We start from the raw sequence: 13819 nt of genomic DNA on the forward strand, positions 1-13819 counted from the left end.
GCTTAAGCCGTTTTTTTTATTTCTCAGTACTTTCCTTTGGAGTTGCCATACCAGACAAGGCTGGAATCGCAATCAAAGCAATCTCACCAAGAATGATGGAAACAATGGCAATGGCCGTTGGATTGTAGCTTACTGAAGTCATCTGAGACACTAAGTAACCAACAATCTCACCAAAGAGGGCTGACCAAAATGCCGCAATAAGATATTTGAACATAAGTTCACACTCCTTTGTTACCTGCCATGATACGCTTTTCCATAAATTTCGCAATGGGGGAAAAGCAATTTTTAAGGTATAATGTGGACAGTTGAAAAGCATTCAGGAGGTCTTATGTACGCACCACTACAAGTTTCAAGTAGCTATAGTCTCCTAAAAAATCCCAATACTGTGCCCGATATCGTCGCGACCGTTAAAGCAGCAGGTTACGAGGCCGTTTCGCTAGCAGATACCAATGTCTTATACGGTACCATTGAGTTTTATTCGGCAGCCCGCAAGGCTCAGATTAAGCCGATTTTCTCACTGCGAGTTGAAATTGCTGGCCTGGTTAACCTAGCGACCACTTTTCCAGTGCTTCTCACGGCAATCACCCAGGAGGGCTACCAAAACCTGACTTGGATTTCTTCCAAGAAGATGGTTAATCCTGAAGAAAAGTTAACCTGGAACGATGTTAAAGGCCATTTGACTGGTCTGGCCATTACTTTACCGACCGACAGCGAGTTGACCCAACTATTAATCAGTCAGGGAACGGATTTGCAGGCCTACTGGGAAAAGCTGCAGGGGATTGTGCCGATTGCCCAGGTCTTCTTAGGGATTCATCCCCGGCTAGCACAGTCAAATCAAGAGGCGATTGCCGCCTTTGCCAAGCAATTTCAAGCTAAATTGGTTGCTCTTGACCGGGTCGATTACCTCCGTTCAGAAGATGCTTTTACCCGCGAAGTCTTGTTGGCCATTAATGCCAATACTCAGATTGATGATTTATCCTTTTTGGCCCAGCAACACGGCCAAAACTACTTGCGACCTGCCGACGAAGTTCGCCAATCTTACCAGGCTAGTCCCTATCTACAAGAGGCTTACGCAAACAACGAAAAGTTAGTTCAAGCTGCCAAAGTTGTCATTGAATTTAAAGATGTGACCTTGCCGGACTTTCCAAAGCCCGCCGGATTGACCTCGGCCCAATATTTGCGCCAACTTTCCGAACAAGGTTTGCAAAGCGTTTTACCCAAGCAAGCGGATCGACAGGTCTATCAGGAGCGACTGAACCGTGAGCTGAATATCATTAACGAACTCGGTTTCTCCGATTACTTCTTAATCGTCTGGGATATCTTAAATTACGCCCACCAAAACAAGATTCAAACTGGTGAAGGGCGAGGATCTGCAGCAGGCTCCTTGGTGGCTTACTGCTTGCAAATTACCGATGTTGACCCCATTGCCTTCGGTTTGCTCTTCGAGCGTTTCTTGAATCCTGAACGTGCCCAAATGCCGGATATCGATATTGATTGGCCGGATAATCGCCGTGAAGAAATCCTGAATTACTTGCACGACAAGTACGGCCAGCAAAACTTTGCCCAAATTATTACCTTTGGAACGCTGGCCACTAAGCAGGCTCTACGCGATACAGGCCGTGTTTTCGGCTTGTCGACCGCCAGTTTGGGACAACTCAGCCGTGCTGTGCCAGCTGGTAAGAATGGCCGTAAAGTTTCCATCGATCAAGCCTTGCAGGCTAGTCCTAAATTAGGCGATTTAATCCGTGACATTCCGCAAGGTGACTTGCTCTTGAGGACGGCTAAGGCGATCGAAGGACTGCCACGTAACTATTCAACCCATGCTGCCGGTGTCGTCTTGAGCCAGAAACCCTTGGTTGAAACGTTGCCCGTTCAAGAGGGGAGTGACGGCCGTTTGCTCACGCAATTTGAAAAAGAACCGGTTGAAGCGCTGGGCCTTTTGAAGATTGATATTTTGGGGCTAACGAACTTAACCATTTTGGCTCAGGCCCTTTACAATGCCCGTAAATCGCTGCCAGAAGATTTCGATATCAAGCGGATTCCACTAAATGACCCGGAAACAATCGCACTCTTTGCTCGTGGTGACACCAGTGGCGTTTTCCAGTTCGAATCGAACGGTATCCGCCATGTTTTAAAAGAGTTGCACCCCACGAATTTTGAACACATCGTGGCCGTCAATGCGCTCTACCGTCCCGGTCCAAGTCAAAATATTCAAAGCTTCGTTAAACGCCGCCACGGTCAAGAACCTGTCGCTATTTTGGACCCAAGTATCAGCGATATCCTGGCGCCGACCTACGGCATCATCATCTACCAGGAGCAAGTCATGCTGGTTGCGCAGCAATATGCTGGCTTTACCCTGGGACAGGCCGATGTTTTGCGCTCTGCCATGTCCAAAAAGAAGCTCGACAAGATGGAGAGCATGAAGCAACTCTTCTTGGCTGGTGCCCAAAAGAAGGGGCACGACCGGGAAGCGGCCGAAAAGATTTTTTCTTACATCGACGAATTTGCTAACTATGGTTTTAACCGTTCCCACGCCGTGGCCTACAGTAAATTGGCTTTCGAATTGGCTTATCTCAAAGCGCACTATCCTTTGGCCTTTTACGCGGCCGTCTTGAACGCCAACCTTGGTCGTTCGGATAAAATCCGCCAGTATATTTTGGAGGCAAAGCGTAAGGGCATTCAGGTTAAGGGACCGAATTTAAACCGCTCCCAGCGCTTTTGGTCAATTGACCACGGTCAACTAAGTATGGGCTTGCATGCTATTAAGGGCCTGCGGACTGACTTTGTTACGGCTCTGCTAGAAGAACGCCGTGCCAACGGAGCCTTCCAGAGCCTGCAATCATTTGTTTACCGTTTACCGGAGAAATTCCGTAATGTCGATACCTTGAAACAATTGGTTTATGCGGGAGCCTTGGATAATTTCGGCTATAATCGGGCCGAATTAATTGCCAACTTGCCCGACCTAATTGAGGCGGCCAATTTCGGGGAACTTATCCTAAAAGAAACTAAGATTAAGCAGCAGGCGGAATTTAGTCTCTCTGAAAAGCTAACCCAGGAAAAAGAGGCGATTGGCTTCAACCTGGCTTCGCATCCCTTGGACGCCTATCAGGAATTGATCAATCAGGAGCAAATTCCTGCCATTTCCGATGTGCAGGCACCCAATTTGCAGGTGAAATTAGTCGGCCTTATTGACCGCATCAAAGTCATTCGAACCAAGAAGGGTGATAACATGGCCTTCGTGACCCTTAGTGATCAAAGCGACCAGATTTCGGTCACGGTTTTCCCCAATCTCTATAAAAAGGTTGAAGGCCTTTTGAAGGCCGGCCAGGTTCTGCTGGTTAGCGGTAAAACGGAAGAGCGGCAGGGCATTTCACTCTTGGCTGCTCGTATTCAGGCCGCTCAAAACCCGCCCAAGCCAGCGCAAGCAAAGGGAACTTGGTTCCTACGAATCGACGAAAAGCATGATCAAGTCGACACTAAAAAAGCTCTCCTAGCGATTCTGGAGAGCACGCCAGGTCCTAATCCTGTTGTGATTTACTGGGAAAAAGATAAGCGTAAGCAAGTCCTTGAAAAATCCTATTGGTTAGGGGAAGAGGACTTAGCGCCACGGCTTGGCCAGCTAATTGGTCCAGACAATGTCGTTTTCCAAGAAAAAGCGTAATTCCGTCTTGTGAATTTGTTCCAATATGTTTACAATGAACTAAGGAATAGGTTGTGCAAACAACTAACCAAGATATCAAAGGAGCTATATTTACCATGAAAAAGACGAAAATCGTCTCAACCCTTGGTCCTTCATCATCTGATGTAGACACCATTGTAAAGTTAATTGAAGCCGGAGCAAACGTGTTCCGTTTCAACTTCTCTCACGGTGATCATGAAGAACACCTTGGCCGCATGAAGAACGTTGCGGAAGCCGAGAAGATTACTGGTAAGACTGTTGGTCGTATGTTGGACACTAAGGGTGCCGAAATCCGTACGACTAAGCAAGCTGATGGCAAGATTGAATTCCACACTGGTGATGTTTTCCGTATCTCAATGGACGCCAGCATCGAAGGAACTCACGACAAGATTGCCGTTACTTACCCTGGTTTGTATGACGATGTTAAGGTTGGCGGACAAGTACTTTTCGATGACGGTTTGCTTGCAACGACTGTTACTGAAAAGGATGACGCTACTCGCGAATTAGTAGTCAAGGCTGAAAACAACGGTTTGCTTGGTTCACGTAAGGGTGTTAACGCCCCAGGTGTTTCAATCAACTTGCCTGGTATCACTGAAAAGGATGCCGATGACATCCGCTTCGGTTTGGATCACGAAATCAACTACATCGCTGCTTCATTCGTTCGTAAGCCTGAAGATGTTTTGGATATTCGTGCCTTGTTGAAGGAAAAGAACATGGAACATGTTCAAATCATCCCTAAGATCGAATCACAAGAAGGTATCGACAACTTGGAAGCTGTTTTGGAAGTTTCTGATGGTTTGATGGTTCCTCGTGGTGACATGGGTGTTGAAATCCCTGCGCAAAACGTTCCTTTGATCCAAAAGGACATGATTCGCAAGATGAACAAGCGTGGTTTGCCAGTTATTACTGCCACTCAAATGCTTGACTCAATGGAAGAAAACCCACGTCCTACGCGTGCCGAAGTTTCTGACGTTGCCAACGCCGTCTTTGATGGTACTGATGCAACCATGCTTTCTGGTGAATCAGCTAACGGTGATTACCCAGTTGAAGCTGTTGCCATGATGGCTGCTATTGATGAAAAGGCTGAATCAGCTTTGACTATCGATGGTCACCACGAAGACACTTTCTACATGAACGATGACCCAGTTGAAGATGTTGCTTCAGCTGCTGCTCGTTTGTCAGACCGCGTTGGTGCTAAGGCAGTTGTTGTTTTGACTGAATCTGGCTACGAAGCACGTATGCTTTCAAAGCACCGTCCAGCTGCTAACATCATCGCTTTGACTGACTCAGTTCGTGTACAACACGGTTTGACTTTGAACAACGGCGTTGTTCCTGTCTTGGCTGACAAGCCAGCCACTGTTGATGACTTGGTTGACCAAGCCAAGAAGGCTGCTAAGGACCAAGGATTGGCCGAAGCAGGCGACAAGATTGTTGTTATGTCAGTTGCACCTATCGACTTCGGTAAGGCAAGCAACATGACTTCAGTTGAAACGCTCTAATATTCAATTTAAGTAAAGAAGACCAGCCTTTGGCTGGTCTTTTTTTGTGTTAAAATGGGATAAGATTAAAGCTTAGAGGTGCTCTTTTTTTGGCAGAACAAACACAAAAAAATTTTACTTTTGACAACATTGAACAAACCAGCAAGTTAACCGGTGTCCAGGATGATTATCTAAAGTTAATCGAGGATGCTCTTGAGGTTAAGCTAAGCCCGCGAGGAACCCAAGTGAATATTAGCGGGGAAGCCGAGCAGGTTTCTTTGGCCTATCAGGTTCTAAAGGCCCTCGTCCAGCTGGTAAAAAAGCAAATTTCGATTTCCGCCGCTGACATCGTTTCAGCAACGACGATGGCCAAGCGCGGTACCTTAGAGTACTTCGCGGATCTCTATTCTGAAACTCTGATTCGCGATTATAAAGGTCGCGCCGTTCGCGTTAAGAACTTTGGTCAGCGCCAATACATTCATTCCATTCGTCAAAATGATGTCACTTTTGGCATTGGACCGGCGGGAACGGGTAAGACTTTCTTGGCCGTTGTAATGGCGATTTCAGCCTTGAAAAAGGGCGACGTGGAACGAATTATTATTACCCGTCCTGCAGTTGAGGCCGGCGAATCGCTTGGCTTTTTGCCCGGTGATTTGAAAGAAAAGGTCGATCCTTACATGCGGCCCATTTATGATGCCATGAACACGCTGGTCGGCAGTGAACACACCGCCCGACTCTTGGAGCGGGGCACGATTGAAATTGCGCCTTTGGCTTACATGCGTGGTCGAACCTTAGATGATGCCTTTATTATTTTGGATGAAGCGCAGAATACCACCAACCAGCAGATGAAGATGTTCCTAACTCGGCTTGGCTTTGGTTCTAAGATGATTGTTAACGGGGATATTTCCCAGATTGACCTTCCCCGAGGAGCTAAGTCCGGCTTGATTTCAGCACAGCGTGTTTTGCGTAATGTTGACCACCTGAATTTCGTCAACTTCTCATCGGGTGATGTTGTTCGTCATCCAGTTGTTGGTCAAATCGTTAACGCCTACGAAGCAGCCGATGCTCGTTTGGCGGAGTTAAAGAAGGAGTCGTAATGGATTTAGCATTAATTGACCAAACCAAAGATGGCGTCAGTCAGTATCATTTGGATTTGGTTAAGTCAGTTTTGAATTATGCCGGGCAGTATTTGCACCTTGCCGACAATACCGAAATGTCTGTAACCTTCATGAATAACGATGAAATTCACCGTTACAACAAGGAATATCGTGGCATTGACAAGCCGACCGATGTTATCTCATTTGCCATTGAAGATGATGGTGATGACTTACCGGTTTTGCCGGATGAAGAAATGGACGCCGAGATTGCTGAAAACATTGGCGATATCTTGGTTTCTGTCGACATTATTGCCTCACAGGCTGAATATTTGGGCCACAGCTATGAACGGGAACTCGGCTTTCTAGTTGTCCATGGTTTCCTGCACTTGAACGGCTATGACCACATGCTGGGCGATGCCGAAGAAAAGGAAATGTTTGATCTGCAAAGGAATATCCTCGATGACTACGGACTCACGCGATAAGCAGCATCAGATCACTAGAAACCACTCTCTGGCCGCTGCCATTAAGAATTCCTGGAACGGAATTTGGACGGTTATCCGGCGAGAACGCAACATGCGGATTCACATTGCTGCAGCGCTTGTTATCGGCATTGCCGCTTTGTTTGACCACTTGAAACCAATCGAATGGCTTCCTTTGATTGCGGCGATTACCTTGGTCATTTGCCTGGAGTTCGTCAATACGATTGTGGAAGCCTTGGTGGACCTAATTGTTGGTCATCATTACGATATCAAAGCCGGTTTGGCTAAGGATGTTGCCGCTGGTTTGGTTTCCTTTGCGGTCTTCATCGAACTCTTAGTGGTCGCCATTGTTTTCTGGTCGCATTTTAAAGGATAAAAAGAGGAATTTTTATGGTAGCAGAAGGATTTAAGTCAGGCTTTGTCGCCATTATTGGTCGCCCCAACGTAGGGAAGTCGACTTTGTTAAACCGCATTGTTGGTGAAAAAATCGCCATTATGTCAAATAAGGCACAAACAACGCGTAACAAGATTCAGGGAATTTATACGACTGATAAGGCCCAGGTAGTTTTCATTGATACACCTGGTGTCCACAAGCCACAAAACTCCCTAGGGGACTTCATGGTTAAGTCCGCCTTTTCGGCCCTGCATGAAGCCGATGCCGTTTGGTTTGTTGTTGATGCTAGTCAGGAACGTGGTCGCGGCGATAACTTCATCATTGACCGCTTGAAGGAAGTTAAAAACACACCGATTTACCTGCTGATTAACAAGATTGATTTGATTGAAAAATCCGAACTTTTCCATGTGATTGAAAGCTACCAAGCCGATGCGCCGGAGTGGACTGAGATTTTCCCAATCTCGGCAACAGAAGGGGATAACGTTCCGGAATTGCTTGATTCGGTTATCGAACACCTGGACGAAGGACCACAGTACTTTGATTCTGACCAGTTGACGGATCACCCGGAACGCTTCGTCATTTCTGAATTGATTCGGGAAAAAGTCTTGCAGTTAACGCAGCAGGAAGTGCCACACTCCGTTGCCGTAGTTATCGATAATATCGAACAAGAGCCCGGCGACAAGGTCCACATTCAGGCTTCCATCATCGTTGAACGTCCGACCCAAAAGAACATTGTCATTGGTAAACAGGGCCAGATGATTAAGCAAATTGGAATTCGCGCCCGCAAGGACATTGAGCGTTTGCTAGGAAGCAAGGTTTTCCTTGAAACCTGGGTTAAGGTCGAACCACGTTGGCGTGATCGTCCGCAGGCCTTGCAATCACTTGGTTACCGTGAAGAAGATTACTAAAATATAAGGTAGATTATGGCCATTATGCACGGGGTCGTTTTATACACCCGCCCTTATCGTGATAATGATTTACTCGTCCGTATGCTAACTCAAGAAGCTGGTTTACGGACCTTTTTAGCACGTGGGGCTAAAAAAAATAATAGTAAATTAGCCGCTGGTGTCCAGCCCTACACGCTTAATTCCTTCGAGGGCAAGCTGCCTAAACAACAAGAGGGTTTGGGCTATCTGAACTCCATTCAAAGTAGTCACTACTTTCGCACGGTGGTCGAAGACTTAAACATTTCGGCCTACGTAGCCTTAATTGCCAAGTTAATTGACCTATCCTTCGAGGAGGGGCAGCCCATCGAAGATTGGTACGACAAGTTTTGCCAAGCTTTAGAGAAGTTAGATCAGGGCTTAGACCCACAAATCATTACCAATATTTTCGAGATTCAACTGCTAAAACCTTTGGGGGTTGAACCGAATTTGCGTGCTGATCCAATTGACGGACAGATGGACGGGCAGTTTGATTACTCGGAAAAATACAATGGCATCATTGCCGAAAACCACTACTATCTGGATGATAACCGCCTCCATCTCGATCAAAAAACAATTTTTTATCTTCGTCAGTTTTCCCAGATAAAGCTCAGTCAGATTAACCAAATTAAGATTTCACCGGCGACTAAGCGGAGTTTGCAGAAGGTGATTGATTACATTTACGATCAGCAGGTCGGTTTGAAACCAAAAGAGAAGGTCTTCATTCAAAGCATGGATCGCTGGCAGAGCGATTTAAGTCGATTGGTTCAAGAAAGGAATTTACCATGAAAAAGATTTTGGTCCTACATACTGGTGGCACAATTGCCATGCACGCTGATGACGATGGTGATGTGGAAACTGGTGCGGTTAACCCTCTCAATAACGTCAACATCGACTTGCCCGAAATGGAACTACAGGTTGAAAACGTTTTTAACTTGCCTAGTGAACACATCGGTCCGGAACACATGTTAAAAATCCAGCAACGCATTTTAGCTGCCGGAAACGACTTTGATGGGGTCGTGATTACCCACGGAACCGATACGTTAGAAGAAACGTCGTATTTCTTGGACGGAACCCTAGACGTTGATTTCCCAATCGTGATGACCGGTGCCATGCGTTCTTCAAACGAATTGGGATCGGATGGCCTTTATAATTACCAATCAGCTCTTCGTGTCGCTTTAGACGATCAATCCGCTGGACGAGGGGTCTTGGTCGTAATGAATGATGAAATTCACGCAGCCCGCTTTGTCACGAAGACCCACACAACCAACGTGGCCACATTTGCTTCCCCAGTTTCTGGAGCAATGGGCTTGATTACGAAGCGTCGTATTATTTATTTATACAATCTACCTGAACAGACGAAATACCCAATTCAGGCCGTTGAAAAGCGTATTCCAGTACTTAAAGCATATGCTGGAATGGATGGACAACTCCTTGAACTCTTATCACAAAGTGGAATTGATGGTATTATTATAGAAGCATTGGGTGCTGGAAATTTGGCGGAAGCCGCCGCACGCGGTGTACAAGTCTTGTTACAAGAAGGCATTCCCGTTGTCATTGTGTCGCGCAGTTTCAAGGGAGTGGCCGAACCGGTCTATGACTACTTAGGGGGTGGGATTCAGCTCGAAAAAGATGGTGCTATTTTCGCTAACGCAATCAACGGCCAAAAGGCGCGTTTGAAGCTCTTAATTGGACTAGAAAACAACCTTAGCGGCCAGAAGTTGAACAGTTTTATGCAGCAATTCTGAGTCTCATAACAGCCGCCTAGCGGTCATTTGAAGGGGGAACCTATGTCGTATCAAGATAACGATCCACTTGTATGGAGCGCAATTCAGCAAGAAGCCGCTCGTCAAAACCGTAACATTGAACTAATTGCCTCTGAAAACTTTGCTTCCCAAGCCGTTCGCGCGGCGCAAGGTTCTGTTTTAACCAATAAGTACGCTGAAGGTTATCCCTACAAGCGTTACTATGGTGGAACGGAATATGTTGATGTCATCGAACAGCTTGCGATTGACCGTTTGAAGGAACTTTTTGGTGCTGAATATGCCAATGTTCAGCCTCATTCTGGTTCCCAAGCCAACGCTGCCGCTTACATGGCTTTCTTGAAGCCTGGCGACAAGATTTTGGGTATGGGACTGGAAGCGGGGGGGCACTTGACCCACGGTGCGAAGGTATCCTTCTCTGGTAAGATGTACGAATCTTATGCCTACGGCTTGAACCCCGAAACGGAAGAATTGGATTACGATGCCATTACGCAGCAAGCACGTGAATTGAAGCCTCAGATGATCGTGGCGGGTGCTTCTGCTTATTCTCGCATTATTGACTTCAAGAAATTCCGCGCGATTGCTGACGAAGTGGGCGCTTACTTGATGGTCGACATGGCCCACATTGCTGGTTTGGTTGCTGCTGGTTTGCATCCTAATCCAGTGGGCATCGCCGACGTCGTCACTTCAACGACCCACAAGACTTTGCGTGGCCCTCGTGGCGGTATTATCTTATCTCAGGAAAAGTACGCTAAGCAGCTTAATTCAGCGATTTTCCCTGGTTCACAGGGTGGTCCTTTGGAACAAGTTATTGCTGCTAAGGCCATTGCCTTTGGCGAAGCTTTGCGTCCCGAATTTAAGGACTACGCTCGCCAGGTCATTGCCAATGCCCAAGCGATGGCGGAAACTTTCAACGCTAGCAAGAACATCCGTGTTGTCGCTGGCGGTACCGATAACCATCTTTTCAACCTCGATTTGACTCAGACCGAACTTAATGGAAAGCAAACGCAAGACTTGTTGGATTCCGTATCCATCACAACGAACAAAGAAGCTTTGCCAAATGAACAACTCAGTCCCTTCGTAACTTCTGGTATCCGTGTTGGAACGGCTGCCATTACCACGCGTGGCTTTAAGGAAGGTGATGCACGAAAGGTTGCTGAATTGATGATTGAAGCGATTGAAAATCCAAACGATGCTAAGGTTCTGCAGCAGGTTAAACGCCAAGCTGAAGAACTATCAATGCTTCATCGTTTTGCTTAATGAATAAAAAGAAAGCTGCTTAGCAGCTTTTTTTGTTAGGATGGATTCATGAATAAGAATGAATTACGGCAGCAGCAAAAGAAAGCGTTGAAGGCGGTCCCGGCTGACCAACGCAAAAGGGCGGAAGAAGCGCTCTATCAGCAACTGTGGCAAAGTGCTCTTTGGCAGGCTAGTCAAAGTGTCGCGCTAACGCTCAGTCTTCCCTTTGAATTAAACACGGAACCACTGATTAGAGCGGCATGGCAGGCTGGTAAACGAGTTTTAGTTCCTAAAATTACGGATGGGGAAATGCACTTTGTTACCATCACGACCGGCAGCGTCTTTGATCCCGGAGTAATGGGCATTGCCGAACCTAGCAGTCAGGATTATCAGGATCCAGCTGGCATTGATTTGGCTATAATTCCTGGTTTAGCCTTCACCAAAACAGGGGAACGGTTGGGTTTCGGTGCCGGCTACTACGACCGCTTCTTAAGCACCTTTCAAGGTCATTCCGTCGCACTGGCCCTGCCGGAACAGGTCCTCACAGAACTACCAATGGAGCCTCATGATCAGCTTGTGGAAGCGATTATTTTTTAAGAGCATTTTAATAAAAGTGCTCTTTTATTTTCTTGTCAAAACGAACAAATGTTCGTATAATATAAATATCAAAAAGAGGAGGTCACGAAGATGACAGGGTCAAGCTTGGCGGATATTTATGCTGACGAAGAACGGCGTGTTATTTTACTCATTGATTCCAAGAGTTTTTACGCCAGTGTTGAATGCGTGGAACGCAATTTGAATCCGCTGAAGGCCTTGCTCGTCGTGATGTCCCACCAGGAAAATGACACGGGTGGTTTGGTGCTGGCCTCTTCGCCGATGGCTAAGAAAACGTTGGGGATTAGCAACGTGACGCGTCAGCGTGATGTGCCCGATTTGCCAGGCTTAATTAAGGCCCAACCGCGCATGAATCTCTACATTCAAGAGAACCTCAAGATTAATAATATCTACCGCCAGTACGTTGATGACGATCACCTACTGCCTTACTCCATCGATGAGTCCATCTTAGACATAACCGATTTTTGGCATTTATTTGGAAAGAGTCCGGTTGAAGTCGCTCGTAAGATTCAGCACCAAGTTCGCAAGGAGACTGGGATTTACCTCTCTGTAGGAATCGGCGACAGCCCGGTTTTAGCCAAGATGGCCTTGGATTTAGATGCTAAGAGCCGCCCCGATTTATTGGCGGTCTGGCACTATGAAGATGTTCCTGAAAAGCTATGGCCAATTGATAATTTCCGTAAAGTCTGGGGAATCGGTTCTCAGACAGCCGCTAAGCTAGAACGCTGGGGGATTCATTCCATGGGTGATTTAGCTCAAAGTGACCCCTATATTATTCGTGATCGGCTTGGTTTAGTCGGTGAACAGCTGTATGCCCAAGCCTGGGGTATCGACCGTTCCCAGTTAGATGAGATCGTTAAGCCGAAGAATAAATCCTATAGTAACTCGCAAGTTTTGCCACGGAACTATCAATCTGCTGATGAAATTCGGGTGGTGGTCAAAGAAATGGCCGACCAAGTGGCCAGCCGGATTCGTGCCCATCATCAGACAACGAGTTTGGTTAGTCTCTACCTGGGTTATGCCAATCGTGGGACCAACTTCGGGAACCGTCACCGTGGCGGCCGGGGATTGCACCAGCAAGTTCGAATTGAACCCACGAATCAGAGTGCCGAATTGATTAAGATCATGAGTGCGATTTTTGACCGCTACTGGACGGGGGAAGCCGTTCGACACGTTGGGGTTAGCTATGATGACCTCCATCTCGAAGCGGCCCAGCAACTCGACTTTTTTAGCAAGAATGAAGTTCGAGAGCACCAAATTCAGATTGATCAAACGATGGACCAAATTCGCCAACGCTTTGGGACTGCCTCGCTTGTTCGAGCGATGTCACTCGAAAGGGGGGCGACGGCCATTAGTCGTGCCAATCTAGTCGGTGGTCATAATGGAGGAAATGCCTATGGATAAGCGCAATGATCCGGAGTTCTTGCGACAGGTAGCCGTTTACTTCAGGGAAGATTACCGTGAACGAGGCAAGATCAAGTGGAATGGTTTCTTTTTGTCAGACCACACGCTCAAAATGAAGGAAGAAAAGCGAGAGCGGCTCACGCATGAGAAGCTTAGTGGCACTTTGACGACAGCTGAAATGATGGCGATTAGTCAACACGCTTGGGCCAATAATCGCCTCATTTGGCTGCAACCGAATGTACAGGATCAAAACGGTAATTTAGCAGCCAGTCAGACTGGCCAGATATCGAGCTTTTCATCGGAAGGACTCGTCCTAAAAAAGACTGCTTGGGCTTGGGACGAGATTCGCTGTATTAAGGAGATTGAACATGGATAGTCAAGAAATCGTCCGGCAAATTGCTAAAGCGGTGGAACCCTTGTTTACTAAAGAAAAAAACACGCTCTATGAAGTCCACATTATCCAGCAATCCTACAGCGGTCGTATCAATGTTTTCTTTGAATGGCATCGCATGGGGCGGGCGACGGTATCGCGTCCCATCACCGTTCTACCTGACGATTACCGCCATAAACTTGATGTTATCGCTCGCCAACTTGAAGATGCTACCCAAATCAAGGTTACGGTTAGTTAAATTAATTTATTGACATATTTTATTTATTATGTTTTAATCAAAACAAGATAAAGAGAGTTTAATATGCAAATTTCAGAAAAGAACAACTTCATGATGATGTGTGCCATGGCTAAAATCCA

General features: G+C 46.6%; 14 protein-coding genes. 13 read left to right on the plus strand and 1 reads right to left on the minus strand.

The genetic code is table 11. From position 1 onward, the window contains the following. Positions 1 to 16: 16 nt before the first annotated feature. The gene (locus tag ABSY64_RS02065; RefSeq protein ID WP_349641401.1) at positions 17 to 214 is read right to left on the minus strand and encodes a YjzD family protein; all 198 of its coding nucleotides are present in this window, start codon (positions 212 to 214) and stop codon (positions 17 to 19) included. Between the two features lie 114 nt (positions 215 to 328). Between ABSY64_RS02065 and ABSY64_RS02070 the strand changes: the two genes are divergently transcribed. The 13 genes from ABSY64_RS02070 to ABSY64_RS02130 all read left to right on the plus strand — a co-directional run bounded on the left by ABSY64_RS02070 (position 329) and on the right by ABSY64_RS02130 (position 13700). Next, positions 329 to 3661, plus strand: coding sequence for a DNA polymerase III subunit alpha (locus ABSY64_RS02070; protein ID WP_349641402.1), 3333 nt, complete (start codon positions 329 to 331; stop codon positions 3659 to 3661). Between the two features lie 95 nt (positions 3662 to 3756). Then, positions 3757 to 5178, plus strand: coding sequence for a pyruvate kinase (gene pyk / locus ABSY64_RS02075; RefSeq protein WP_349641403.1), 1422 nt, complete (start codon positions 3757 to 3759; stop codon positions 5176 to 5178). Between the two features lie 89 nt (positions 5179 to 5267). Then, complete coding sequence (locus tag ABSY64_RS02080; protein WP_349641404.1) at positions 5268 to 6254, plus strand: PhoH family protein; 987 nt, start codon at positions 5268 to 5270, stop codon at positions 6252 to 6254. Further along, positions 6254 to 6736 carry an rRNA maturation RNase YbeY gene (ybeY, locus tag ABSY64_RS02085; RefSeq protein WP_349641405.1) on the plus strand — a complete coding sequence of 161 codons (483 nt, stop codon included), beginning with the start codon at positions 6254 to 6256 and terminating at the stop codon, positions 6734 to 6736. Before ABSY64_RS02080 ends, ybeY begins: the two co-directional genes overlap by 1 nt. Further along, entirely contained in the window at positions 6714 to 7109 is a 396-nt protein-coding gene (locus ABSY64_RS02090) for a diacylglycerol kinase family protein (protein ID WP_349641406.1), read from the plus strand. Before ybeY ends, ABSY64_RS02090 begins: the two co-directional genes overlap by 23 nt. Before the next feature lie 14 nt (positions 7110 to 7123). After that, on the plus strand, positions 7124 to 8035 hold the full coding sequence (era, locus tag ABSY64_RS02095; RefSeq protein ID WP_349641407.1) for a GTPase Era: 912 nt from the start codon (positions 7124 to 7126) through the stop codon (positions 8033 to 8035). A gap of 15 nt (positions 8036 to 8050) precedes the next feature. Continuing rightward, positions 8051 to 8839: a DNA repair protein RecO gene (gene recO / locus ABSY64_RS02100; protein ID WP_349641408.1), complete on the plus strand. Its 789-nt coding sequence runs from the start codon at positions 8051 to 8053 to the stop codon at positions 8837 to 8839. After that, positions 8836 to 9798, plus strand: a complete 963-nt coding sequence (locus tag ABSY64_RS02105) for an asparaginase (protein ID WP_349641409.1) — start codon at positions 8836 to 8838, stop codon at positions 9796 to 9798. The genes recO and ABSY64_RS02105 overlap by 4 nt, the downstream gene beginning before the upstream one ends. A 42-nt stretch (positions 9799 to 9840) precedes the next feature. Continuing rightward, positions 9841 to 11073, plus strand: a complete 1233-nt coding sequence (gene glyA, locus ABSY64_RS02110; RefSeq protein WP_349641410.1) for a serine hydroxymethyltransferase — start codon at positions 9841 to 9843, stop codon at positions 11071 to 11073. A 48-nt stretch (positions 11074 to 11121) separates the two neighbouring features. Next, positions 11122 to 11649 carry a 5-formyltetrahydrofolate cyclo-ligase gene (locus tag ABSY64_RS02115; protein ID WP_349641411.1) on the plus strand — a complete coding sequence of 176 codons (528 nt, stop codon included), beginning with the start codon at positions 11122 to 11124 and terminating at the stop codon, positions 11647 to 11649. Between the two features lie 90 nt (positions 11650 to 11739). After that, complete coding sequence (locus tag ABSY64_RS02120; RefSeq protein WP_349641412.1) at positions 11740 to 13071, plus strand: Y-family DNA polymerase; 1332 nt, start codon at positions 11740 to 11742, stop codon at positions 13069 to 13071. Continuing rightward, complete coding sequence (locus ABSY64_RS02125) at positions 13064 to 13447, plus strand: hypothetical protein (protein ID WP_349641413.1); 384 nt, start codon at positions 13064 to 13066, stop codon at positions 13445 to 13447. Before ABSY64_RS02120 ends, ABSY64_RS02125 begins: the two co-directional genes overlap by 8 nt. Further along, positions 13440 to 13700, plus strand: coding sequence for a hypothetical protein (locus ABSY64_RS02130; RefSeq protein WP_349641414.1), 261 nt, complete (start codon positions 13440 to 13442; stop codon positions 13698 to 13700). The genes ABSY64_RS02125 and ABSY64_RS02130 overlap by 8 nt, the downstream gene beginning before the upstream one ends. The last annotated feature ends 119 nt before the right edge of the window (positions 13701 to 13819 follow it).

This window comes from Eupransor demetentiae (genome assembly GCF_963930865.1).
Taxonomy (GTDB): domain Bacteria; phylum Bacillota; class Bacilli; order Lactobacillales; family Lactobacillaceae; genus Eupransor; species Eupransor demetentiae.